Source organism: Pseudomonas sp. CHM02, assembly GCF_000612585.1.
In the GTDB taxonomy this organism is placed as follows: Bacteria; Pseudomonadota; Gammaproteobacteria; order Pseudomonadales; family Pseudomonadaceae; genus Aquipseudomonas.
Genome location: NZ_JFCA01000007.1, coordinates 51306 through 77215 on the forward strand (window position 1 = coordinate 51306; position 25910 = coordinate 77215).

General features: G+C 60.9%; 11 protein-coding genes. 7 read left to right on the plus strand and 4 right to left on the minus strand.

The features are described from left to right. Window positions 1–182: 182 nt before the first annotated feature. Complete coding sequence (locus tag BM70_RS0105255; protein ID WP_025855027.1) at window positions 183–5009, plus strand: NEL-type E3 ubiquitin ligase domain-containing protein; 4827 nt, start codon at window positions 183–185, stop codon at window positions 5007–5009. Here the strand turns inward: BM70_RS0105255 and mnmC are convergent. Beyond that, on the minus strand, window positions 5001–6980 hold the full coding sequence (gene mnmC / locus BM70_RS0105260; protein WP_025855028.1) for a bifunctional tRNA (5-methylaminomethyl-2-thiouridine)(34)-methyltransferase MnmD/FAD-dependent 5-carboxymethylaminomethyl-2-thiouridine(34) oxidoreductase MnmC: 1980 nt from the start codon (window positions 6978–6980) through the stop codon (window positions 5001–5003). The two genes, BM70_RS0105255 and mnmC, sit on opposite strands and share 9 nt — an antisense overlap. A gap of 142 nt (window positions 6981–7122) precedes the next feature. On the opposite strand from mnmC, the gene pap reads away from it, so the two are divergent. From pap to BM70_RS0105275, 3 genes are all read left to right on the plus strand, one after another. After that, window positions 7123–8637, plus strand: coding sequence for a polyphosphate:AMP phosphotransferase (gene pap / locus BM70_RS0105265; RefSeq protein WP_025855029.1), 1515 nt, complete (start codon window positions 7123–7125; stop codon window positions 8635–8637). A 124-nt stretch (window positions 8638–8761) separates the two neighbouring features. Then, a complete protein-coding gene (locus tag BM70_RS0105270) occupies window positions 8762–9946 on the plus strand; it encodes a thiolase family protein (protein ID WP_025855030.1) in 1185 nt (394 codons plus the stop codon). Between the two features lie 267 nt (window positions 9947–10213). Next, window positions 10214–11170 (plus strand): DMT family transporter, encoded by a 957-nt coding sequence (locus BM70_RS0105275; protein WP_025855031.1) that lies wholly within the window; start codon window positions 10214–10216, stop codon window positions 11168–11170. Here the strand turns inward: BM70_RS0105275 and BM70_RS0105280 are convergent. After that, window positions 11167–12549, minus strand: a complete 1383-nt coding sequence (locus tag BM70_RS0105280; RefSeq protein ID WP_025855032.1) for a class II fumarate hydratase — start codon at window positions 12547–12549, stop codon at window positions 11167–11169. The two genes, BM70_RS0105275 and BM70_RS0105280, sit on opposite strands and share 4 nt — an antisense overlap. Window positions 12550–12742: 193 nt before the next feature. Between BM70_RS0105280 and BM70_RS0105285 the strand changes: the two genes are divergently transcribed. The 3 genes from BM70_RS0105285 to BM70_RS0105295 all read left to right on the plus strand — a co-directional run bounded on the left by BM70_RS0105285 (window position 12743) and on the right by BM70_RS0105295 (window position 16439). Further along, window positions 12743–13261, plus strand: a complete 519-nt coding sequence (locus BM70_RS0105285; protein WP_025855033.1) for a DUF2059 domain-containing protein — start codon at window positions 12743–12745, stop codon at window positions 13259–13261. Window positions 13262–13267: 6 nt separating this feature from the next. Continuing rightward, the gene (locus BM70_RS0105290) at window positions 13268–13561 is read left to right on the plus strand and encodes a BolA family transcriptional regulator (protein ID WP_025855034.1); all 294 of its coding nucleotides are present in this window, start codon (window positions 13268–13270) and stop codon (window positions 13559–13561) included. A gap of 157 nt (window positions 13562–13718) precedes the next feature. After that, the gene (locus tag BM70_RS0105295; RefSeq protein ID WP_025855035.1) at window positions 13719–16439 is read left to right on the plus strand and encodes an RHS repeat-associated core domain-containing protein; all 2721 of its coding nucleotides are present in this window, start codon (window positions 13719–13721) and stop codon (window positions 16437–16439) included. Between the two features lie 57 nt (window positions 16440–16496). Here BM70_RS0105295 and BM70_RS0105300 read toward each other — a convergent pair whose 3' ends face one another. Both BM70_RS0105300 and BM70_RS0105305 read right to left on the minus strand, forming a co-directional pair. Further along, on the minus strand, window positions 16497–21032 hold the full coding sequence (locus BM70_RS0105300) for a SpvB/TcaC N-terminal domain-containing protein (protein ID WP_025855036.1): 4536 nt from the start codon (window positions 21030–21032) through the stop codon (window positions 16497–16499). Continuing rightward, window positions 21029–25894, minus strand: a complete 4866-nt coding sequence (locus tag BM70_RS0105305) for a neuraminidase-like domain-containing protein (RefSeq protein ID WP_025855037.1) — start codon at window positions 25892–25894, stop codon at window positions 21029–21031. Before BM70_RS0105305 ends, BM70_RS0105300 begins: the two co-directional genes overlap by 4 nt. Between the last annotated feature and the right edge of the window lie 16 nt (window positions 25895–25910).

Sequence of the window (25910 nt, forward strand, 5' to 3'; positions counted from 1 at the left end):
GACCGCTCGGACACCGGGCTGCGGATCCCGGGGCGTTGGCGTAAAAGGCGGTAAATAGCGCAGGGAACCATACAAATAGTGCGGGGTTGGGGCGCCTGATCGGCCCGGTATTTGCGTCAATCGGCAGCGGCTGCGGCGCTATCGTAAAACGTCATTATTCAACGCAATAAGGAAGGTTGCCGATGGCCGCACCTCAGGACTCAAATCAAACCGTCAAGCCCGTGGCACAGGCAGACATTACCGCCGCACTGCTGGAAATCACCGGCGATCTGGATAAAGCCCAGGTGCTGCAAGACAGGTTGCCCGCGTGGTGGCTCAGTACCGATGCCGCCACTCGCGACGCCCTGCAACAAGCCCATGAAGACAGCCAGCGACCACATGAAGCCGCGGCGCGCCTGTTAGGGCGAGTCAAACCGCTCAAGGTATTTTGCGCTGAACGGCTCAAGACGTTTCTGTCCGCCAAGGGCCATGCGTCACTGAATGTCGAGCGCGACACGCTCGACGTGCCGCGGCGCTATTTGGAATTGAATGCCTCTGCCGGACCGGTCATCGAAGTGATCAAGACGCAGAAACACAGTTTACTGCAGGCTGCCATGCAAAACTTCGAGCAGGCGCTCGCCGAGCCGGGTGGGATGCCGGCGGGGTCTGTCATTCGTTCGGGGCACACGGTCGTGCAAGGTCTCAGTGCCGAAACCTTCGCAGGCTATTGCCGTGAACTGGACCTCGGTAGCGCCTATCAGCAGCATCTGCAGGCCGTGTTCAACCTGCGGGCTCCCGGCGAATCGACAGAGGCGGAGCACGCTTATAACCCTGCCGTCTCGACCTTGGGGCAATCCCGACGTATGGACATGCAGACGGACCTGCATATCGCCTACGCCAAGGGTGATATCAGCCAGCCGACCTACACCGTGCTGCTGGCGCTGATCAGGGCAAATGCGCCTGCTGACCAGATGCAACATCTGCTGTTTCATGGCAAACCGCTGGTCTGGCAAGGACTGAATATCGGTGAGACCTGCGTATGGGGCGTCATGGTATTGGCCCATGCGGCAACGGAGGGTTTTTCCTCGGGGCCCGTGGTGTTGTACATGCCCAATGAGCCGGTGCGGCCCTGGTACGAATACCCGTCGCTGGATGACTTCAAACAGTACCTGACGCTCAAGCTCCAAGTGCAATCGTACCGGCGCTTCTTTACCGGCTACCTGGACGAGTCCGAACGTTTCGGGTTTTTCCAGCGGTTTGACCCGCATCGGACACTGGGGCGCATGGAACCGGTGGCGGAGACGGGCAACCTGTCGAGCTTCTTTTTCAATGTCTGCACCGGCAAGCTGTTGCTCGACGCGCACGTGCTGGCGGTGCCCACTGCGCAAGCGGATGAAGACGCCCTCCAGCAGCGTCTGCAGAACTACCTGCACGCCGGTTTGAACGTGCTCAACATCGCAGGTTTTTTGGTGCCGGCGGTGGGGCTCTTGATGACCGGGGTCGGAATCGGTCAGTTGCTGGGCGAGGTGTTCGAGGGCATCGACGACTGGAACCACAATGAAAAGACCGAGGCTCTCGGGCATCTGGTCAATGTGGCTGAAGGCATTGCCGGCCTGGCTCTGTTTGCGGCGGGTGCGAAAACCCTGGGTGCGGCCACGCGGCTGGTCACTCGGCCCGCCGATTTTTTTGATGGCATGGAGGCCGTCAAAGGGCCTGACAGCCCTGTAAAGTTAGGGCAGCGTCGGTCAACGGCCTATCGTCAGTCCCCGGACGTTATCGCCGGGGCTGCAGCCGACAATGCAGGGGTGTACAAGGTGCATGGGCGGTCTTATGCCAAGATCGACGGCGGCGTGTATTCGATTGCATTCGACGCTGACGCCAGGCAGTGGATGGCCCTGCACCCACAGCGCAGCGGTGCGTATCGTTTGCCGCTCGAACACAACCGCATGGGCGGTTGGCGGTTTGCGTGGGAGCGGCCCGAGGACTGGGGAAATCTTGCCTACATCATCAACCGGTTACATCCCGTTCTTGGCGCGTTCAGTGACGAGCGCTTGAAGGAAATTGCCTGCATCGCCGATTTGTCCCTGCCCGAACTGCGCTACAGGGCTCAGGAAAACCTGCCATTACCCGAGCGCTTCAGGGATTGGGTGTTGCGCTTTATTCAAGAGCAGAAAGTCCGCGATCTGACTTGGCAACTTGAGCATCAGGCGCAGGTCGACGCCAGTACAGCGCGCACGCTCATGTATGCATTGCCGCATATGCCCGGCTGGCCCACAGGGCGCTTTTTCGAGGTGCTGGACAGTCAGGACAATCTGCTTGAGAGCTACCCCATTACGTCGCCTTTTGACTACGAAGACTTGAGCATTCACATCACCGAGCAACAGTTGGCAGACGGCAAGGTGATGCCCGCGTTGCTGGAGGCATTGGACGCGGAGGAAACCCAGGCATTATTGGGCGGCGTCGTGGCGCCTGGCCAGGCCGAGGCGACGTTGGCACGCCGTCTGCTCGCCTCACTTCAGCGCAGCCATCGACCGGTGTATGAACAACTGTACAGGGATGCCGATGTAATCGAACCTGGCGATCATGATGCGCTCAAGTCGCACTACCCGAAGTTGCCCGGTCGGTTGGCCTGGGAGCTGCTGTCAAACACGCCGACCGCGCAGCGCGTGCGCCTGCGTGAAACCGGGCGGGTGCCGCTGGTACTGGCGCAACAGGCTCGGGAGACGTTGCAAATCCTTGAAGAGGATCAGGCACTCAGTGGTTTGTACTGGCCTCGACAAGCCACCGAAGCAACCCTGCGCCTGGCTATCGGGCTGCTGGCGCGAGTGCCCGGTTGGCCGCAGGCGATGTCGCTGCACGTGCGCCGTGACGCGCTCATGGGCGAATTGATTTCGCAACTGGGGGCGCCGGACGCGGCTCTGCGTCGGACCGTGGTCGCGTCTGCGGGCGGCTACCAGGCGTTTGATGGGCAGGGTAAGGCCTTGGGGGCTCTTGCCACAGGTGACGACAGTTTTTACCAGGCCCTGACCGATACGTTGACGGCCGATCAAAAGGCCACGCTGAAGGTGACAGGCGCTCAGCGTAGCAGCTTCCTGCTGCACGAGTTGCAAGCCGCGGCCGAATCGGAGCGCAGCACGCTCGCGCGTTATCTCTGGCCCGAGCGCCCGCCCCCCAAACCGGCCCTGGCGTGCATCCAGGCGGTATTGGAAGAACCACCGAAACTGCCGGCGGCGTTGCTGCGCAAGGGACGCACACTCTACCCCAGGCTCGACGCCGGCCAGCTCGCAAGATTACTGCATGACTTGGGCCCGGATCATGTGTCGCGCGCCACCGCCGTGAAAAAATTGGAAGGCCAACTCAAGCTGCTGCAACAGACGTTGAAGCAGTGGTCTGGCGACAAGGCGGCCGTAAGAGGAATGACGACCTCGGCCAAGCGGGATTTTCGCGAAGCGCGCCATTGGGTCGTGAAGGCGATTGAGCGCAGTTGGAAACGTAAGACACTATTGTCCGATGAGTCGGGGGCGCAAATACCGGGGCTGAAGCTCGATGGCATGTTGGCAGGCCCCTTGCCGTCGCTGCCTGCCGAAGTCGACTTTGGTCATGTGCGAGAGTTGTCGCTCAAGCACATGGCGCTCAGCAATGAGGTCACACGCTTCCTGGAACACTTCAAGGGCCTGAATACGCTGGATCTGGCTCACAACAAGCTGACCGAGCTTCCGCACGCGCTGACGCATATGCCTGGGCTGCAGCGCTTGTACCTGAACGACAACCAGCTGCAACTCACCGCAAGCTCCCGCGAGACACTCGGGGGGCTGACCGAACTCCAGGTACTGAACCTGAGAAACAACCCACTGCTGAACGCGCCGACGGTCAGTCGGATGCTGGATTTGCGCCTGTTGTTTCTCGATAACTGCATGCTTCAGGAACTGCCTGCCGGGTTGCGCAGGCCGCCGTACCTGGAAAGGGTGAGCCTGCGCAGCAACCCGATCCGGGAGTTGCCTCAATGGCTCTCCACTGTCTCGCGCGATGTCGCGCAAGCCCTTGACCTTGCGGGTAATAATTCCCTGAGTACCGCGAGCAAACAATTGCTGAGGGACTACCGGGCTCGCATCGGCATCGGCATGGGCTTTCTGGAAGATGACATCGCCCGCATGACTGAGCAAAAGGCGCGGGAGTTATGGTTGAAGGATGTGGGGACGCTTTTGACCACCCGGCAGGCAACCTGGAACGCGCTCAGGGCAGAGCCGGGCTCCGATGGGCTGTTCACGCTACTGGCCGAGTTGGGTGGCGTTGCCGATACCAAGAAGGTTCGCGAGGACATGAGCCGGCGTGTGTGGTGGGTGCTGAACGCTGCAGAGGCCGATGCCGGCTTGCGCAAGGAAGTCTTTGAGCGTGCGGCCACGCCGCTCAACTGTGACGATGCCGCTGCCGTGAGTTTCAGCAACCTGGAGGTGCTGACCCATGTTCACGAGGCCTCGATAGCGATCGAAGGCGCACAGTTGTCGGCCGAAAAGTTATTGCATTTGAGCAAGGGGTTGTTTCGTCTCGACCGACTTGAGCGCTATGCCCAGAGCCACAGCGAGGCACACCCCAGCGCCGATCCTCTGGAGGTGAGCCTGGCGTTTCGAAAGGGGCTGGCTGACCTTTTCTATTTGCCGGGCCAGCCCAGGCATATGCGTTTCGAAAGCCTGGGCCAGGTAGCGCCCCACCACTTGACGGCTGCCGCAGATCGGCTCCGGACCGCGGAGCTTTCACCCGAGTTGCTCAATTATCTGGTCGAGTTGCCACTGTGGACCCGTTATCTGAAAAAAGCCTACAGCACCCCGTTCGAGCGCTTGGCCGCGCCGTTCGAGGCGCGTATGCAGGCGGTGTTCGAACGGGGCGAAACCCTGACCGATGGCGAATACCGCAGCCAGATGAACGTGATTGTGCAGGCACGGGCCCAGGCGGAGTCCGCCGAGATCAGGCGCCGGACCATGGAAATGCTCAAGCCTGGGGCCACCGCCGGATGCTCGGTGCCGTTACTGTGAGCTGCCCGTACCACGAATCAATGCCCGCACGGCGAACCGATTGGGGTGGCAGGCGTCGGCCACGCTGGCAGGCACCGGCAGCGGTTCATTGTGCAGCCAGGCGGCCAGCAGTTCGGCGCACAGTGGCGCAGTGATCAGACCGCGCGAGCCGTGGCCGCTGTTGATGTACAGGCCGTCGAGCCAAGGGCAGGCGACGTCCGGAGTCTGGCGGGCATCCTTGCGCAGCGCCGCGTAGGCCTGGTCGAAGGCTATGCGTTCGGCCAGCGGTCCCACGATCGGCAGGTAGTCTGGGCTGGTGCACCGGAAGGCGGCGCGGCCCTCGAGCTGTTCCGGCGCCAATGCGTCAGCGCCCAGGCGGTGTGCCAGGTCGGTGGAAATCTCGCGCAGCATTGCCAGGTTGCCGGCGTGCTCGGCAGGGGTGGGTGTCAGGTCGTGGTTTTTGAAGTCGAAGCTGGCGCCCAGGGTGTGTTCGCCCAGGCGCGCCGGGGCCACGTAACCTTCGGCGCACACCACGGTGGCCAGGGCCTGGCTTTGCGGCGTCTGCACCAGGCGGGTGATCTGCCCGCGAATACGTTTGAGGGGCAGGTCGGTGAAGCGCTGGATGTCGGCGGCACCGGCCAGCACCACCACCGGTGCACTGGCGAGCAGGCGCTCGCCGTCCCAGGCTTGCCATTGGCCGTCGAGGTTACGCAGGTCGAGTACATCGTGATGGGCCAGCACCGTGATCCCGGGTTGACTCGCTTGCCATTCACACAGGGCAGGAGGGTGTACCCAGCCACCCTCGGGGAAAAACAACCCGCCCTGTTCCAGCGCGACACCCGCACGGGTTTGGGCCTGATCACGGTCCAGCAGGTGCAGCAAGTCCGGCGCAAAGGCGTCTGCAAGCTGCGCCTGGCGCTCGGCCTCCTTGGCGTTGAAGGCCAATTGCAGCACGCCGCAACCGTCCCAATCGACGCCACGGTGCAGGTGTTCCAGCAGGCGCCGGGTGTGGCCGAACCCGGCGACAATCAGTTGCGACAGCGCCGTGCCATGGGCTGACAGTTTGAGGTACAGCACGCCCTGCGGGTTGCCCGATGCTTCCTGCGCCAGGCCGGTGTGGCGTTCCAACAGGCTGACCTGCCAGCCGCGTGCGGCCAGGCTGGCCGCCGTGGTGCACCCCGCCAGCCCGCCGCCGATGACCATGGCGTGGCGTTCGCCCTCGATGGCAGGCGGTCGTGCGAACCATGGCTTGGCTGCGGGCGGCGCGCAGGTGTCCGCTGGCCAGCCCAGGAACTCACCGCGCAGGATCTCCCACTTGTGGCCGATACCCGGTGTGCGCTTCATCTTGAACCCGGCGGCATTGATCAGCCGGCGCACCCAGCCGGTACTGGTAAAGGTGCTGATGGTCGAGCCCGGTGCGGCCAGGCGCGCCAGTTCGGCGAACAGTTCGGCGGTCCACATATCGGGGTTTTTCGCCGGCGCGAAACCGTCAAGAAACCAGGCGTCGATCTGCGCATCCAGTTGCGTCAGTTGCTCCAGGGCATCGCCGATCAACAGGGTCAGGGTCACGCGGCCGTTGTCCAGCACCAGGCGCTGGAAGCCTTGGTGGATCGCGATGTACTGCGCCAGCAGTTGCTCGGCGAAGGGCGCAAGTTCGGGCCAGAGGGTGAGGGCGCGTTGCAGGTCGGCGTGGCTCAGCGGGTATTTTTCCACGCTGACAAAATGCAGGCGTGCACCCGCCACCGCGTGTTGATCGAACAGTTGCCAGGCACACAGGAAATTCAAGCCGGTGCCGAACCCGGTTTCGCCAATCACCAATCGCCCGCCTGCCGGCAAGGCGGCAAAACGCGCCTGCAAACGGTTCTGTTCGAGGAACACATAGCGGGTTTCTTCAAGGCCCGACTTGTCGGAAAAATACACGTCGTCGAAGACTCGCGAGTGCGGGCGACCTTGTTCATCCCAGTCGAGCTGGGCGTGGGTGATGGGGTTCATGGGCGGCTCGGTAAAGACAAGGCCGCCATTCTAGCCGATCAACAGGCTTTGAATTGACCCACGGCAAGCACCCGTGGAATTTCCTCCCGCAAGGCGTTGCCCAATCCGCTAGTCTTGATCCATCGCTAAAATGGAGCTGCCCATGTTCGAATCCGCCGAAATCGGTCACGCCATCGACAAAGACACCTTTGAGGCCGAAGTGCCTGCCCTGCGCGAAGCCTTGCTGGAAGTGCAGTACGAGCTGCAACAACAGAAGCGCTTCCCGGTGATCATCCTGATCAACGGCATCGAAGGCGCCGGCAAGGGCGAGACCGTGAAGTTGCTGAATGAATGGATGGACCCGCGCCTGATCGAAGTGCGCACCTTCGACCAGCAGACCGACGAAGAACTGGCGCGGCCACCGGCCTGGCGCTACTGGCGCCAACTGCCGGCCAAAGGGCGCATGGGCATCTTTTTCGGCAACTGGTACAGCCAGATGCTGCAAGGCCGCGTGCACGGGCAGATCAAGGACGCACGCCTCGACCAGGCCATCGCCGGCGCCGAGCGCCTGGAAAAAATGCTCTGCGACGAAGGCGCGTTGATCTTCAAGTTCTGGTTCCACCTGTCCAAGAAGCAGATGAAGGCGCGGCTCAAGGCGTTGGCCGATGACCCGCTGCACAGCTGGCGCATCAGCCCGCTGGACTGGCAGCAGTCCGAGACCTACGACAAGTTCGTGCATTTTGGCGAGCGCGTGCTGCGGCGTACCAGCCGTGACTATGCGCCGTGGCATGTGATCGAAGGCGTCGACAGCAACTATCGCAGCCTCACCGTGGGCAAGATCCTGCTCGAAGGCCTGCAAAACGCCTTGAAACTGCCCAAGGGCAAGGCCAGCGGCATGAACCCGGCGCCGTTGCCCTCTGCCGTCGACCAGATGAGCCTGCTCAACAGTCTCGACATGACGCTGCGCCTGGACAAGGACGATTACGAAGAGCAACTGATCACCGAACAGGCGCGCTTCTCCGGCCTGATGCGCGACAAACGCATGCGCAGGCACGCCCTGGTCACGGTGTTTGAAGGCAACGATGCGGCGGGCAAGGGCGGGGCTATCCGGCGAGTGGCGGCGGCGCTTGACCCGCGTCAGTACCACATCGTGCCGATCGCCGCGCCCACCGAAGACGAGCGTGCCCAGCCTTACCTGTGGCGGTTCTGGCAGAAAATCCCGGCGCGGGGCAAGTTCACCGTGTTTGACCGCTCCTGGTACGGCCGCGTGCTGGTAGAGCGCATCGAGGGCTTCTGCACCACGGCGGACTGGATGCGCGCCTATGGCGAGATCAACGACTTTGAAGAACAACTGCGCGACGCGGGCGTGATCGTGGTCAAGTTCTGGCTGGCGATCGACAAGCAGACGCAACTGGAACGCTTCCAGGCCCGTGAAGAGATTCCGTTCAAGCGTTTCAAAATCACCGAAGATGACTGGCGCAACCGCGAAAAATGGGACGACTACCGGGCTGCCGTGGGCGATATGGTCGACCGCACCAGCACCGAGGTGGCGCCCTGGACCCTGGTGGAAGCCAACGACAAGCGCTGGGCGCGGGTCAAGGTGTTACGCACCATCAACCTGGCCTTGGAAGAGGCGTTTGCCAAGTCCGACAAGCACGATAAAAAGAAAAAGAAATAGGGGGCGGTCCGTGCTCTTTGACGTGCGGCTGGCCATGCTTTTGTATACGCCGGGTGAATGATCGTCGCGGTGGCGCAGGGCCGGATCTATGCTCGATCCAACAACCACAAGATCGAGGTAGCCCATGCGTGAAGTAGTGATCGTCGACAGCGTGCGAACCGGCCTGGCCAAATCCTTTCGCGGCAAGTTCAACCAGACCCGTCCGGATGACATGGCCGCCCATTGCGTCAATGCGCTGCTCGCCCGCAACGGCATCGACCCGGCCACGGTGGAAGACTGCATCGTCGGCGCCGGCTCCAACGAAGGTGCCCAGGGCTACAACATCGGCCGCAACGTGGCGGTGCTCTCGCAATTGGGCACCGGCACGGCGGGCATGACCCTCAACCGTTTCTGCTCTTCGGGCTTGCAGGCGATTGCCATCGCCGCCAACCAGATTGCCTCGGGTTGCAGCGACATCATCGTCGCCGGCGGCGTCGAGTCCATCAGCCTGACCCTGAAAAGCGTCAACACCGACAACCTGATCAACCCGCTGCTTAAAGAGCAGGTGCCGGGCATCTACTTCCCGATGGGCCAGACCGCCGAGATCGTCGCCCGTCGCTACAACGTCAGCCGCGAAGAGCAGGACCTGTACGCCCTGCAAAGCCAGCAGCGCACTGCCCAGGCCCAGGCCGACGGCTTGTTCAACGATGAAATCGTGCCGATGACGGTCAAGTACAAGGTCGAGGACAAGAACACTGGTGAAGTACAGGTGCTCGATGGCGTGGTCGACCGCGACGACTGCAATCGCCCGGACACCACCCTGGCCAGCCTCAGCGGTTTGAAACCGGTGTTCGCCGAAGACGGCTCGGTGACGGCGGGGAACTCGTCGCAGCTCTCCGATGGCGCGTCGATGACCCTGGTGATGAGCCTGGAAAAAGCCCTGGCACTGGGACTCAAGCCCAAGGCGTTTTTCCGTGGGTTCACCGTGGCCGGCTGCGAGCCGGACGAAATGGGCATCGGCCCGGTGTTTTCGGTGCCCAAGCTGCTCAAGGCCAAGGGCTTGCAGGTGGCGGACATCGACCTGTGGGAACTCAACGAGGCGTTCGCCTCCCAGTGCCTGTACGCGCGTAACCGCCTGGAAATCGACAATGCCAGGTACAACGTCAATGGCGGTTCGATCTCCATCGGGCATCCGTTCGGCATGACCGGATCGCGTCAGGTCGGGCACCTGGTGCGTGAGTTGCAGCGGCGCAATCTGCGCTACGGCATCGTCACCATGTGCGTGGGCGGCGGCATGGGCGCCACCGGCCTCTTCGAAGCCGTGCGCTGAAACCCGTTAAAAAACCGGATCAAATGTGTGCGGGCTTGTTGTAGTGAGCAGGCTTGCCCTGCGCTGGGGCGCGAAGCGGCCCTGACCCAGGCGCCACGTCCTTTCAGGCAAAACTGAATGGCAGGTTTGGGGCCGCTTCGCAGCCCAGCGCAGGGCAAGCCTGCTCACCCCAGCAAGCCGGCGCCTGCATTTTGAACGCGTCATAGCCCAATTCATTCGCTTGCCCCTAGAATGCTGCTTCCACTTCCTCAGGCATTCGGGGCACTCATGCACATCTCTTCCGGCCGCTGGGTCTACGGTTTTCTCCTGACTCTGCTGACCGCGCTGCTCTGGGGCATTCTGCCGATCAAACTCAAACAGGTCCTGCAAGTGATGGACCCGATCACCGTCACCTGGTTTCGCCTGACCGTGGCCGGTGGCTGTCTGTTCGTCTACCTGGCGCTCACCCGGCGCTTGCCCAGCCGCAAGGTGCTGGGCCCCAAGGGCGGCTGGCTGGTGGGGATGGCGGTGTGCGGGCTGGTGGGCAACTACGTGTTGTACCTGGTCGGCCTGAAGATGCTCAGCCCCGGCACGGCGCAGTTGGTGGTGCAAATGGGGCCGATCTTCTTGATGATCGCCAGTGTGTTCGTGTTCAAGGAACGCTTCAGCCTCGGGCAGGGTTTGGGCCTGGTGGTACTGATCATCGGCTTCGGCCTGTTCTTCAACCAACGCCTGGAAGAAATGCTCACGTCACTCGGCGCCTACACCGCTGGCGTGTTGACCATCCTGCTCGCCACTACGATCTGGGTGTTCTACGCCCTGGGCCAGAAGCAATTGCTGACGGTGTGGAATTCGCTGCAAGTGATGATGGTGATCTACCTGTCCTGCGCCGCGCTCCTCACGCCCTGGGCGCATCCCTTGGAAGCATTGGACCTGAGCCCGCTGCAAGGCTGGCTGTTGCTGGCGTGCTGCATGAATACGCTGGTGGCCTACGGCGCCTTTGCCGAAGCGCTCGCCCACTGGGAAGCCTCGCGGGTCAGTGCGACGCTGGCGCTCACGCCGCTGGTGACGTTCGTGGCGGTGGCTTTGGCGGCGTGGCTGTGGCCGGAATATGTGCAGGCCGAAGAGATCAACGCCCTGGGTTATACCGGGGCGTTGGTGGTGGTGCTGGGCTCGGCGACCGTGGCGCTGGCGCCGTCGTTGCTCGCCGGGCTCAAGGCCCGGCGAGTGCGCATGGCGTCCTAGGCGCCCAGCATGTCTTCCGGACGAACCCACTGGTCGAATTCCGCCTCGGTGAGGTAGCCCAGGTCCAGCGCTGCCTCCCGTAGGGTCAACCCTTGCGCGTAGGCCTTCTTGGCGATCTCTGCGGACTTGTCGTAGCCAATGTGCGGGTTGAGTGCCGTGACCAGCATCAGCCCGCGCTCCAGGTGTTCAGCCATTTGCACGGCATCCGGTTCAAGGCCGGCCACGCAGTGTTCCTGGAAGTTGTTGCAGCCGTCGGCCAGCAGGCGGATCGACTCCAGCAGGTTGTGGATGATCACCGGCTTGTACACGTTCAACTGCAAGTGCCCCTGGCTGGCCGCAATGCCGATGGTCACGTCATTCCCCATGACCTGGCAGGCCAGCATCGACAGGGCTTCGCACTGGGTGGGGTTGACCTTGCCCGGCATGATCGAACTGCCCGGTTCGTTGGCCGGCAGCTTCACTTCCGCCAGGCCGGCGCGCGGGCCGGAACCGAGCAGGCGCAGGTCGTTGGCGATTTTCATCAGGGCCACGGCCAGGGTTTTCAGCGCGCCATGCAGGGTCACCAGCGGCTCATGGCCGGAGAGGGCGGCGAATTTGTTCGGCGCAGTGACGAACGGCAAGCCCGACAGCGCCGCCAGCTCGGAGGCAATCGCCTCGCCAAAGCCGTGGGGTGCATTGAGCCCGGTGCCCACGGCGGTGCCGCCCTGGGCCAGCTCGCACACGGCGGGCAGGGCTGCGCGTACGGCGCGTTCGGCGTAATCGAGTTGGGCGATAAAGGCCGAGAGTTCCTGGCCAAAGGTGATCGGCGTGGCGTCCATCATGTGGGTGCGCCCGGTTTTCACCAGCTTCATATGCTTGGCAGCCTGCTCCGCGAGCCCGCCGGAGAGGGTCGCAATCGCGGGGAGCAACTGTTGATGCACCGCCTGCACGGCGGCGATGCTCATGGCCGTGGGGAAGCAGTCATTGGAGCTCTGGGAGCGGTTGACGTGGTCGTTGGGGTGCACCGGGCTCTTGCCGCCGCGCTTGTTGCCCGCCAACTCGTTGGCGCGGCCGGCGATCACTTCGTTGGCGTTCATGTTGCTCTGGGTGCCGCTGCCGGTCTGCCAGACCACCAGGGGGAACTGGTCGTCGTGTTGACCGGCCAGCACTTCGTCGGCGGCTTGTTCGATCAGGCGGGCGATATCCGCGGGCAGGTCGCCATTGCGGTCGTTGACCCGTGCCGCCGCTTTCTTGACCAGGGCCAGGGCGTGCAGTACCGCCAGGGGCATGCGTTGTTCGCCGATGGCGAAATTCACCAGTGAACGTTGGGTCTGAGCGCCCCAGTAAGCATCATCCGGGACATGGACTTCTCCCAGGCTGTCGGTTTCGATACGGCTCATCGGGCACACTCCTTCAGGTTCGTTTGCGCAGTTTAGGCCGTGATGGGCCCTGGGGGTTCCCCTAAACGACTTTTCATCGGATTGAGCGCCGCAAATCCAGGCCCGACAAGGGGTGGGGTTGAGCCATGGCGTTTTTTAGGCGCAGAATGGGCGCCCTTGGGGTCTTACCTCGCCTGCTAGAAAAGGAAACTCGATGACTCGTCTTCGTGCCATCTGTACCGCGGTTGCTCTGGTTTGCGCCAGCGGCCAAGTCTTTGCCGATACCGCCAGCCACAACGCCAGTGCCGAAGCCTTCCTTACCCTGGCCCACGCCGATAAGCTGGGTACCCCGGTGTACATGCAAGTGCAGCAAATGTTCGCCCAGCGTTTCGAACAGACCAAGGCGCCTGCCGCCAAGCAGTCCGTACTGGACAGCTACCAGGCCAAGGCCAACGCCGCCCTGGACCAGGCCATTGGCTGGCCAAAACTGAAGCCTGACATGGTCAAGCTCTACACCAGCAACTTCAGCGAATCCGAACTCAAGGACCTGGTTGCCTTCTACCAGTCGCCACTGGGCAAGAAAGTCCTGGAAAAAATGCCGCAGCTGACCCAGCAATCGGCCCAGATGACCCAGGAAAAGCTCGAAAGCGCCGTGCCGGTGGTGAACAAGCTGTTGGAAGACATGACCAACGAGCTGACGCCAAAAGCCGCCGCACCGGCCAAGAAGAAGTAAGCAGGAATGACCATGCAACAGCGTATCGAAACGGCGCTTGCCGCCCTGGGCACCGACCACCTGAGCGTGCTGGATGAAAGCCATATGCACAGCCGTGGGTTGCAGACCCACTTCAAGGCCGTGCTGGTCAGCCCGCTGTTCGAGGGGCTCAACCGCGTCAAGCGCCACCAGAAGGTCTACGCCACCCTGGGTGACCTGATGAGCGAGTTTCATGCGCTGGCGCTGCATACCTACACGCCTGAAGAATGGGCGAAAATCGACGCAGCGCCGGCCTCGCCGACCTGCGCCGGCGGGCATTGAGCCCGCGGCTTGAGGCCTACGGGCGCGACACGTTCGCGCTCGCAGGTTGCCGTATTCCGGCCCTGTAATCAGACACATAAAACACCCCCGCAATACCCCCACGCCAACGAGCGCCTCCCTAGACTTTTTTGACCTTAGCCAATCAGGTCATGAGTTTATGTCTAATTCTCTGCATCGAAATACACCGTCCTTGACGGCCATTGACCCGCGCGGACTGGCGGTGCGCACCGTTCAGTATCACCGCGAGAGCGTGACGCAGACCCCGCAGGCCCGGGTCACCCGTCAGATTTTTGGGCCCCATGGTTTTTTGCTCGAACAGTGGGACCCGCGTCAATTAGCGCGTGGCACTGCGGGTGTGCCGTCGCAATCGAACATTTACAGCCTGTCGGGCGAGTCGGTGCGCACCGAGAGCGCGGATGCTGGCTGGCGCTTGGTATTACGCGGTGAGGCGGGGCAGCGGTTGCATAGCTGGGATTCGCGCCAAGCCTATCAGGCGCGGCGCTATGACCGTCTGCTACGCCCGGTAGCAGTATTCGAACAGGCTGCACAAGAGCCAGGGCCGCGTTGTGTCGAGCGCCTGACCTATGCGGCAGCCGAGCCCGCCGAGGCGGCCGGCAACCGTTGTGGTCGGCTGATTCGGCATGTGGACCCGTCCGGTGTTTTGCTGATGGATGAGTACGGGATCGGTGGGAGCGTCATCAAGCAGACTCGACGGTTTCGCATGGATACTTCGGCAGTTGACTGGCCATCGAGCGACGACAAACAAGCCGAACAGTTGGCGCTCAAAGCCTATACCACGACCTGGCGCTACGATGCCTTGGGGGCACTGGTTGAGCAGATCGACGCAATGGACAATCGCCGGCACTGGCACTACGGGCAACAGGGCTGGCTGAAGGAGGTAGCGCTGACCCTAAAGGGGGGGGCGCGCCAGGTGTTGATGGACCAGCGCGTGTACAACGCTAACGGGCAAGCGGAATCCGAGCGTGCGGGCAACGATGTCACCAAAGTAGCGAAGTACGCTGCCGAGGATTATCGCTTGCTGCAACTGACGGTACATCGCAAGGGCGAAGCCACCAAGCCTTTACAGGATCTCGTGTACGAGTACGACGCGGTAGGCAATATCCTCAGCCTCAGCGACCTGGCCCAGCCGACTCAATGGCACAGCAATGCCCGCATTGATGCGGTCAGCCGTTACCAGTACGACAGTCTGTACCAGTTGATTCAGGCCAGCGGTCGGGAACATGCCGGCAACAGCGGTGGTCGGGCCGCCCCGGGGCGGGTGACGTTTGGTGCAACCGACTCCGGGCTCTGGCGCAATTACACCCAGCATTATACCTACGATGAACATGGCAACTTGACACGCCTTCGCCATGTGCCGGGCAGTGGAACGGGTTACACCCAGGATATGAGTGTGGCTGCGGGTAGCAATCGTGCCGTGTCAGTCACTGACGGCGCGCCAGGACAATGGGCGACGATGTTTGATGCCAACGGTAATCAGCAAAGGCTGGGCAGCGGCCAGCAGCTCGGCTGGAACGTGAGTAACCAACTCTCTCACGCGACCCAGGTGCAGCGAGAGCAGGGTGACCCCGATGTGGAAAGTTATCTCTACGACGCTCAGGGCCAGCGGACAGCCAAGATCAGAAGCCAGCAGATCGCCGGCAAACCCCATACACATATAACGTGTTACTTGCCGGGTTTGAGCTTGCACACACAACCTGGCAAGTGCTTGAACGTGCTGGACATCGATACGGGCGGTGGCCGGGTCACGGTGTTGCAGTGGGAGGCCGGTCGCCCCGGGGATATGAGTGCCGAGCAGGTGCAATTCAGCATCCTCGATCACCTCAATAGCCATTCACTGGAGCTGGACGAGCAAGCGCAGTTGCTGAGCCAGGAGCAGTATTATCCTTATGGCGCGACGGCGTGGTGGGCTACCAACGGGACGCAGCGGGCCAATTACAAGGTTCGCCGCTACGCGGGCAAGGAGCGCGATGCGACAGGGTTGTATTACTACGGAGCGCGCTATTACGCGCCGTGGCTGCAACGCTGGATCAGCCCCGACCCATTGGGTGATGCAGACGGTCTGAATCTGTACGCGATGACGTTGGGCAACCCCTTGCGATTCACGGATGCCGACGGCACGCAAAGGTCGTTTGGCGAACAATTTCAACCCAGTCGAGGCGATATCATTTTCGGTAAGGGGAGTACCGTGGCTAGCTACCGCAGCTTTTGGTCAAAGCTGACGGCACGTGGGGACGCAATGGTTACCTATTTCGGGGTTGAAGAGATGGGGGCGGCGATGGCGAGCTTGAAAAGCGAAAGCTCTTCCACGTTCACTCGATACAGCAAGGGCGAGCTCACTGGCGAGCAGTTTAAGGAAAAGCTCCAGAGCCTCGGCAAACCGATTGCCCTGCAGTTCTATGCCGACATTAATTCGAAGTATGCAGGTTGTACATCGACCGCCGCCAACCGAGCGTTCGCGAACGAATTCGTGAGTGATTTTTCTTCTGGCACCTATTCGTTTGAGAAGACCCTTTCAGACCATGGCAAAAGCTTGAGTACGTTCGAGCGCAAGCTGGTCAGTCGTGCCAGTAAGTCAGCGTTGAAGACGCTGACGGACCCTTACAGCACTCGCCAGGTGCATTTCGCTCTTGATCATCTGGATATGGCCAACGTGATCAACAAGACCGAGACTTCTTTCGCCGGTTCGGAGCTTCGCTGGCTTTATCGGCATCGATCGCGGGTGCCAGGCCATGTGACCTTCTATTATCAGAAACAACAGGTTGATGCCCCTTGGACGTCCGACCCCTCCCTTTGGCGTCGCTATGAACCGGCCAGATCAAAAACCAGCTCCAGGGCTTCAGGGCGGTCTGCACACTGACTGAACGGTTCAGCGTGGCCGCCTTGCAACTGTAAGGGGGCCACGCGAACCCAGGCTTCACGGTTCAGTCAATGGGGTGATCTGGAGTGCTCCCTCCGTGTCGTTTTCGTCCTCGTTGACGGTGTACCAGGCCCAGTAGGTGGTTTGTCGTACGCTGTCCCTGGCCGTGAGCGTGCGGGTGGGGCGACCGAGGGGATCATGGAACTGTTTGTCACTGTGCAAGAACTGGCGCAAGGACTTACCGTCGATGTACCTGTGGCGGTCGGCATAATAGGCACGATACACCCGAATGATCCGGCCCTCGGGGCTGTATTCGGTGTGCTCGCTGACGCACCACCGCGGGTCAGCCTGAACCGTCTGGAGGGTGCCGTGGCGGGTGCTCAGGTCGCCGTTGTCGTCCACGGCACAGGCCGGCCCCGTCTCGGCTTTTTGCTTGCTTTGCAAGGTGCGCCCGAAGCCGTCCTGGCAGGCGAGGGTCATGTGGATGAGTGGGGGCTGGTCATGGGGATAGCGGTCGGCGGCGAGCATCAGGCTGCGGGCGGGTTCGCGCTTGGCCTTTTGGATCAAGTCAACCAAGGCTTTCTCACTCGCACTCAAGGTTTTTGCCTTGTTTTTCAAGCGCAACCTGGCGGTGGCGCGTATATACCCGTCGGGCAACAGATAGCGTTGGGTGACCCACTCCGCCTGCCTGTCCGCCGTGGCGATCGAGCCCATCCAACTGAACGGGTCGTAGCACCAGGCACCGGCCACCGCGCCGAGCATCGTTGCAGGTGACTCAATGGCGGACTCGATACCTGCGCCCACCGGCCTGCGATAGGCGGATATTTGCCCAAAACCGACGGGCTTTCCTGCTTCTTGCCCTTGGACGCTGGTCGCGAGCACGCGACCGAAACCATCGTACAGCGCTTGCTCGCATGTGCCGTTAGGGTCGGTGATGCTGACCGGCTGGAGCAGACGGTAGTCATGCTTGACGTGGGTGATGCAGCCGTCGGCGTGTTTGACTTGGATGACCTGACACTCGTAAGGGTCATGGGTCAGCGTGGTTTCGTTCTCGGCCTGGGTCAGGCGCCAGGCGTGCAGGCGATAGAAGTGCTTGGCGTTGAGGTAGCGAGGAAATTGGCGACGGACTGACCAGAGATCGGGAGGCGCTTGGCGCTCCTGATCATTGGCATGAAAAAACAAGGCCATGGGGCGATAACCGGTTTGGCGCAGGCGGCTCGGCAGATCCTCGGTGGATTGGCTCGGCATGTCGGGAATCTTTTCCAGCGCTTGCAATGCGTTGGGGGCCAATTCGGCGGTTTCTTGATAATCGGCCAGCGCCTGGAAAGTTGCCGTTCCAAGCGCCAAGGTCTGTCCCTTGCCGCCCGGCTCGCGGTAATACTGGATCGACAGGCCGCTCAGCTCGCGTGGTGCGTGCGGCCCCAGCGGCCCTGAAAGCCGGTTGATCAACGTTTCGTAGTTGATCGCCATCGCATTCAACCCCGTAGGTGGCTGGCCCTTGGGCAGGGTCCAGGCGTTGTCGCGCCGACGATAGGGCAAGCCCAATCGCCATTGGTCGTCGTTTGGCTGATGAATCCATTGCATCAAGCTTTCGCTCAGGTAAAAGACCTGCTGAGCCGGATCGTGGGTGTCACGCCACCATTGCTGCTGATGCTCATCGTCGAGCAGTACCGGTGGCGCATCCTGGGCGGTGGTGCGCCGCGCGCTGTGCACCGTGGCGCTGTGAACCAGGTTGCCATAGGCGTCCCAGCGCAAGTTGACCTGGTGTTCGCAGGTCGGATCATCGGGCACCTGTTCGTACTGATAACGCACTGATTCCAGCGTCAGCGGCAGCATGCGTGCCCAGGGTTGCGAGTCGCTGGCCTGGGACAATCGGCGGACCATATAGCGGTACTGCTGCACCGTATAGGGCGTCTTGTTGGCCGGGTCGAGGGCAAGTACCTCCACCCGTAGCGGCAGGCCCCGCAGGGCAAAGGCCGCGTCCCGCGTCTCCTGTGAGGTGGGTGATACGAGTAAGCTGTCGTGATGATCTGTCGGTTGCGGTTGCGCGGGTGCATCATGTTGCCCCAGCAGCGTGGGGCCGAGCTTGATGGCGTCAGCGTCATGGCGACTGTAATCGTCCTGAGGCATATCCAGCGCTTGACCGGTGTGAAACCAACGTTTGGTTTGCGACCCTGCTTCGGGAACCTCCTCGGTCCGGGTCTCATTGTCGGTTTGCAGCAACAAGCCGAAGCCCTGGAAGGTGCGCTCATTGGCATCGTAATACGCCTGACGATAGCTGAAACGCTGGGTCAGGGTGTTATTGCTGATCTCATCGTGCAGGACCTGACGATTGACCAGGGGGAGCGCGAAGGGCAGCCGGCTGACGGCGGGCTTGCCGTCGGCTTGATGCTGTTTTTTCTCATCCAGCCATTCCTGGGCGCTGCTGCGGTAGCTTACGTTGACTTGCGCGCCAAGGTTGTTGTTGGTCATGGTGAGCAAACAGGGCTTGCTGTCAAAAAAAGCATAGCGCCAATGGCGAGGTCGCGGATGCAGGGTACTGATGATCAGGCTGGCGTAACCATTGCCCTGCAGGTCTGTCACGCTCACCTGGCATAAGGCGTCGTACTGCATGCCTGGCGGCCAGGGTAATACCAAGGGGGTTGTGGCGAAGCTATTGCCGCCCTGATTGATGAAAATGCTGATCCCCTCGGGCGTCAGGTACAGCACGTCGCTGGCACCGCAGCCATCCAGGTCCGCCAGCAACACATTGGCAGCGTTGAACGTCGTCTCCCTGAACGCCAAGGTGGCCAATACCCGACCCTTGCCGAATCGCCCATGGCCCAGGTTGGGCCAGCATTTGATTTCGTTGTAGCGGATACGCACCAAGTGCTGCTGCCCGCTGCCGAGGATGTCGCTGAAGCCGACCCAGTCGGCGGGAGAGCGGGAGAAGGACGGCAAGTCGTCGCCGTCAACCGTGTGGGCTCGCTCGATGCCCGGCTCGAAGCCGTTTTGTCGATTGGCGTACACGCGCACACTACGCGGGCCCACGAGTGCGAGGTCACCCAAACCACTGCCCATCAGATCGGCCAATCTCGCGTCAGCGTGCAGGAATTCCACCGGGAATGCGTCGAACGGTACAAACGCCGTCTCTTTGCCTTGGGGGGCAAGATTGAAAAAACCACCCATGCCTGGCCGGGCCAGCACCCATTCCGGACGACCGTCGCCATCGATATCGAGCAACGCCTGATACACGGGGCGTGAACCGTCAGCCACGGGAATGGCGGGCAATACTTGAATGGGTGTGTAGGTCACCTCGTCGCCCGTGGAAGTTGCGGCCCGCTGGGGCGCTCGGTAATACCAGGCGTGTTCACCGCGATACAAGATCCCCGGCAGGCCTTCGCCGTATAAATCCACCAGTTGGTAACGCTGGCCGTCATTGAGGCCGGGCAAGTCATCAAAGCGCTGGTAGCGACGGATATCCAGTTTCAGGCGTGAGGGTTGATACAGATATTCTTGCGGTGGCAGGCGGGTGAGTGTTCCTTGAGCGTCAATAGCCTGCTGGTGTGCCGCGAACAGGGTGCTGAGTCCGTTGCGAGCGGTTTGATGCTCGAGCCACAGGCGCTTGACCAGTACTGGGGTGGGGCCCATGCCGGGCTCATCCGCAAAGGCGTGAAACATGAGGACCTGCCGACATAGGCGCAGCGTTCGTAGCTCAAAGCCGTAGATATAACTGGAAAATGGATCGTTGCGCAGGGGCCATGGGTTGAGCGCGTCGTAGGAGGGCAACGCGTCGTTGGTCGTGGTGCGCTGGCCATAGTCGAACACCAGGTAGAAGTGCCACGCCTGATTGGACAGGTCGTCGGTCTTCAGCAGATACGGGATCTCTTTCTCACGGGCCTTGGCGTTGCCGTAACACACTTTATGCAGGTAACGCTGGGCCCGGCTGTCATGTGGCTGCGTTCGGGTCTCGGTATCGGCCAGGTACTGGTAGCCGATATGTTCGCCATGGGCGTTAAGGCTTTCTTCAAGCAACCATTGCGCCACATGGCTTGGGGTATCCGGATCGGCGATACGCGCCGATTGGGTTTTGCCGTACACATGTCGGCTGCCGTCAGCCGCCTGTATCAACCAGAACCCGGCGATGTCGCCGTCTGAGCGCCAATGCTCGATGCGCTCGAACCGGTGCTCAACCCTGGGGTAGTGACGCGTGACGGTGTAGGTGAGGCCCAGCGGCACCTGGTCAAAACGGTCGCGCTGCGTTTGCACGAGCCTGCCGTCGACAGTGCGCTCGGGCAGCCAGGGTTGCGCATCCGGGCCTTGGAACGTATCGGTTGCGGTGTAATCGGGTACGCCCCGCTGGGTGCGCCGTGTGACGGCCCCAGGGTTGACGTCCCAACCGAAACCGAACGCGCTGTTACCCGCGGTGCTGCGATAGATCAATGACAGCGTGGGTGCATAACCACGACCGGTAGAAATCGGCAACGCAATCTCGAAGGTCGCCGTGCCGTCGGCGCCCACGTTGCCCCAGTCTTTGGCGACCCCTTCGATGGCGTTGCCTGCAGTGGGCAGCGATGGCACCTTGAGGGGCGATTCATTCGCTTGAGTGCTCATGCTGCACTCCTGCCGGGTCTTGCGGTATAGCGCACATGAATGATGATGTCGGTGATGGACTCAAGCAGGTTTTTTTGGTGTTGCGGTGTGGGAAAATTCAAGCTCCAGTCCGACACGGTACCGGTGTATTCAAACGGCAGGTAACGCGGGTCGTTGTTGAAGTCGAGGGTAAACAGGCCGTCGTCGTCCAGTCCGCGTGACAGGGCGATTTGCTGGTGTGCCCTGAGGTCGGTTTTGGTAGTGCCGTCAGGCATCTGGATTTCATTTCGGGTCTGGGTCAGTGTTGCCTTGATGTCTTCATAAGGTCCGAGCAAGGCGGGGAGTGAGACGCTGACGTGCTTGATCCGCCGCAGGGTGTGCCCAGGATAGTCCTCATCCAGCAACTCGCGGGTCAGGACAAAATCAATCGTGCCGCTGCTTACCAGACTCGCCTTATGATCGGCCCAGGTTCTTGTGGTTTGAGAAGCCTGTCCTCTGGTTGTGACCGAGCACTCGATCAAGCGATGGCGCAGCGATACGGTTTTGCTGATTTCCAGCTCGCGTGGTGTGTGCTGCAAGTATGCAGTGTTCATTTTCACCAGATTCAGCTTCAAGCTTTCAGCACTCAACAGTCCTCGTAAGGTGGGGTTCCAGGCTTCAGCTTGAAAGAACTGCCGGCTGACAGCGGTCTCATACTGCCAGCAGGCTTCAGCGGCCAGGCACAAGGAATGGACGCTGTCATACAGTGCGTAATAGAACGTGCTCAGCTGCGCAGTGAGCCATTGATAAAGCTGTGCCCCTGTAAAGCGCATGCCGAGCAGTTGGTAGGCTGATTTGGCCTGGGCCAATGCGGTGCGGGCACTGCGCAGTTGCAGGCGAGTGGCTTTTTCCTGCTCGGCATGCACCAGCAGCAAGGCGTCGATCTGGGCCAATTCCAAGCGCGCCTGTTGTTCGGCGTGGCCCCACTCCTGGGCACGACGATTGAACTGCTCGGTACGCTCCAGTTCGTTGCCGTTGGCGCGGGCAGTGTTGGCCTCGCCCTGGGCAAAGGCCTGGTAGGCATGGAATGCGCCCTCAAATCGCATACCGCCGAACGATGTGCCGAAGATATTGGGCGCGAGCATGGCGGCACCGGCGCCCATACCGGCAATCGCGACTTTTCTCTCCCAGGCGGCGCTCTCCAGATAGTGCTGGCCGGCGGAAATTTCGCCGGTGCTGATGCCTTCGCTGAGCTGATGTGCCAGGAAGTCCAGTCGCCCTTGGATGATTGCGCGGCTGCGACGTAGTGCGTCTTTGTTTTTCTCGTCGATGACCAGGGCCTGGGTCTGCTGGGTCAACACCAGTTCGGCCAATTGCCAGGCGTTTTGTTGTTGCACCTCAAGGGCGTGCGCCTGTTCCTTGCGCTCGATCAGCGTGAGCAGCGTGGCGCCAAACTGCGCCAGGCTGTCGACCGCGCTCAAGGCATGCCCCAACATGACCTGGAATCGGTAGTGACCCACTTCAGGGCGGGCCGGTAGCTGGACACTGGTGCCCCCCGCGGCACTCTGTGCGTTTCGCCTCAGCAGGACGGCGGGGGATAACGGGGTCGTAAAGAGGGGTTGGCGCAGCGGCTTGCCGGTAATGTCCAGATGATGGCGCAGCCCATGCAGGCGGCTTTCCAACGTGTCCCAGCGTGCTACCAATTGTGTGTTTAACGGGCGGTACAAGTAGGGGCTGTCCGTAAGCCAGGTGCTTTGCCCCGTCGTTTTGCACTGCTGGGACAGTCGCGTGGTGTATTCGGATTGAAGTTCCAGCGTGCGCAATGCCTGGGAGGATGTTTTCGTCAGGGTGTCCAGTGTGCGCGAGGTCCACGTATCGGTGCGCGTAACCGTCGGGCGTGGACCGAGCAGGTTCTGCGCCTGGATATACCAGAGTTTGGCTTCGGCCAGGCTGTCGGGGCTCAACTGGCGATAGGCCGCGTCGCCCCGGTTGATCAGAATATCCACATTGAGCTGGTACAACGCCTTGCGCAGGTATGCCGGAAAACTGAGCGCCAGGTAATGCGGGCTCTCGGGGTGTTGGCAGGCGTATGTCAGCTCTACGGGTTCGCTGGGCAACGCACTCAGCGCGCCGGCGTTTGGTTGGCGAGGGTCTAACAGGTAGTGCAACCAGGTTTCGGCGTGAGCGTATTGCTGTTGCTGGTTGAAGTAATGAGCGATGGTCCAGGGCAAATAGATAAACAGTTCACGCAAACTTTTGCCGTGCGCACCCTGGAAGTCCAGAGGCACGCGTGAGGCTTCAGCAGCCTGTGCCGGTTCCGTCCAGGCCGTTGGGGATTGTAAGAATAAAGGGTCGAAGCCGATCGTGGCGGTCTGGGTCAATTGACTCGCAACGGTGGTATTGAGCCGGATTGCCGGGATCTTCGGGTCGAAGCTGGCGGGAAAAACAATGAACTCGACAGTCTCTCCGGTTTCGTGCTGTTGGCGTGTGATACGGGGGGAATGCGCAGGACTGTCGGTGGCAGGGGATCTACCGAGGGCGCATTTGACAGCCTTGAGTGCATAGCCGAGAACCGTCACCTTATTCTCTTTACTCTCAAGTGTGATGACGCCATGGATCACCGTGATGGCTGGTGCGGCGTGCTCATTGGGTAGCTTTATCCGTGCACTCGCCAGATGCCCGGCTGATAATTCTGGTGACGCGCCCGCCAGACTTTCGTGTTCGGCGTCCGTGAAGTTAAGGATTAAGGCGGTGTTGTTATTGATGGCTTGCGGGGTGGGCACATCTTCCAGTTTGGACTGCATGATGACGTGCTTGTAGAAACGCAGCGTGGGCGCGGAGGTAGCGGTGGTCTCTAGCCTCAGGTCATTCACGAAGTGCAGTTTTTTGTTCGCGCTATCATCAGTTGGCAGGTTGTATTCACTGTAGCGGTCGAGTATCGCCAGGAAGGGATCTTGATGATGGGTATATAAGTGAAGGAAGGCATTTTTATTGAGAAGCTTCCCTTCCAGGGAGTATTCAGTGACGGACGTATATTGACCGTGTTGTCCCGGACTCAAGTCCTGCCTCGTGTTCAACTGACTCTTAAGGCTCAACAATATGGAGCCTTTGTCATAAATGGCGTTGGAAAAGCTTTTTCCGGTCCTGGGGTTTTTAAAGAACATCGAGTGGTATGTGGCGGCTCCGCTGGGGTGTAACACGCAGTCGATCCTGATGATCGAGCCGCTGATGAGTTCAACTTCGGATAAGGTCGGGTCATGCAGCGCAGACTTGGTGACCAGGGTAATGCTGAACTGGGAGTGCTGGGATGCAAGGGTGATGCGGTAAGTCTGCAGAAACGGCTGAGCGATTTTCGAGGTGAAGACGAACTCGTTGGTGACGGGATCAAAGGTTGTGGTGGCGGGACTGGCGGCGACTATATCCGTGTTTCTGGCTTCAAAGTTCCACGTAGTCTGGTGGTTGGTCTCGAGTTTTTGAGCCGCCAAGGTTACGGTTCTTTTGTCCTGCTCCTGCGCTACGGGTGTCTTGAACTGTAAGTTGTCCTTGTTTATATCGAAAAACAGGCGGAAGTACTGGTGGGCGAACGGAGGGAGTAACACGCGGGAAAATACGTTGTCCTTGTCGACGCCGCCCAACAACGCGGTCTGCAGTGGCGTGTTTTGTGTAGCTTCATAGGCTTCCAGCAACCTGATGGTTTCCTGAGCAACGTCTGAGCCTGGCACGATCTTGTATCGGCCAGGGCTGCCGGCGGAAGCGACGATTTTCATACCCAATGATGGATCGACACTGATGGCCTGGAAGAATTCGCCCATTTGGTCGCTCCCATGATTCAGCGTATTGGCCCTTATACCCAGGAACAGTGTGTGAGGGGAGCGGCTATCAACTACGGCAACGGTCTGCGTGATGCTCAGAAGTTGCGCCGACGTGAGTGCGTTGATGCCCCGCGTAACGCAGTGTTCCTCCAGGCCCGTGTGCGGAAGGCTCCAGGTGCCATCCAGTTTTTTATAGGAAAAGCACAGGCGAAACTTCACGAACCGGCTGTTCAGCCACTCAGCCTGGCGTTGTTTTTCGTCGTCACCGTCGTCCTCCTGGTCACCATTGCCGTTTCCCTGTGCCTTGAAGGATGGGTAGGGCGCAGGCTTGATGCTCTCGGTCCAGACAATGAACAACCGATGATTGAACATCACGGGGCGAATACTGTGGACGGGCGTATCGGCGGAAAACGTCAGGTTGATGGGTTTCCAGTCTGTCCAGGCCAGGGGGGCAGGTGCCTCAGCCTTGACGGTGGAACGTTTGGACAGGTCCAGCGAGCGCCAGTAATAGAACCCGTTGGTGGTGGATTTGCCGACGAAGTAATAGGTGCTGGTATCCCACTGGCTTACATTGCCATCGATGTAGCCGTTGAGCGTCTGAATGCTGGCGACTTCTTCGAACCGTGACAGGTAGCCTTGCACCGCGTTCTGCACGGTAGCGGGTTGAATCCGATGCTGGTTGAGCTCGTTTTCCAGTTGCTCGAAGCTCTCGCTCTTGTCCTCGCGCAGCGTGGGGTCGAGGAAGTTTTGCGGGTGATAGCGCAGTTGCTGGCTGGCGCTCCACAGGGGGTAAGTGTGCAGGGACGTCTGCCAGGCCAAGGTCTCGTGAGGCGACATGCCCAGGGTTTCATAACCCGGTTCGAGGCCCGAGTGAATCCGGTTGATGTAGTGCTGCAGGCTGGTGATCGCACTGGCGACAGGGCTGGTTGGCACCGCTTGGCTGACTTGGACGTCCAGTAGCCAGTAGTCGTACAGGTCGTTGGGTGTACGCAACGAGTCTTTAAGGGAGGGGCTGATGCAGTGAGCCAGATAGTAGCTCAGCATGGCATCACGCCAGGCTTCATTGAGGTGCCGGTCGAGGGGCTCAGACATGGTCATTCCTTGAGTC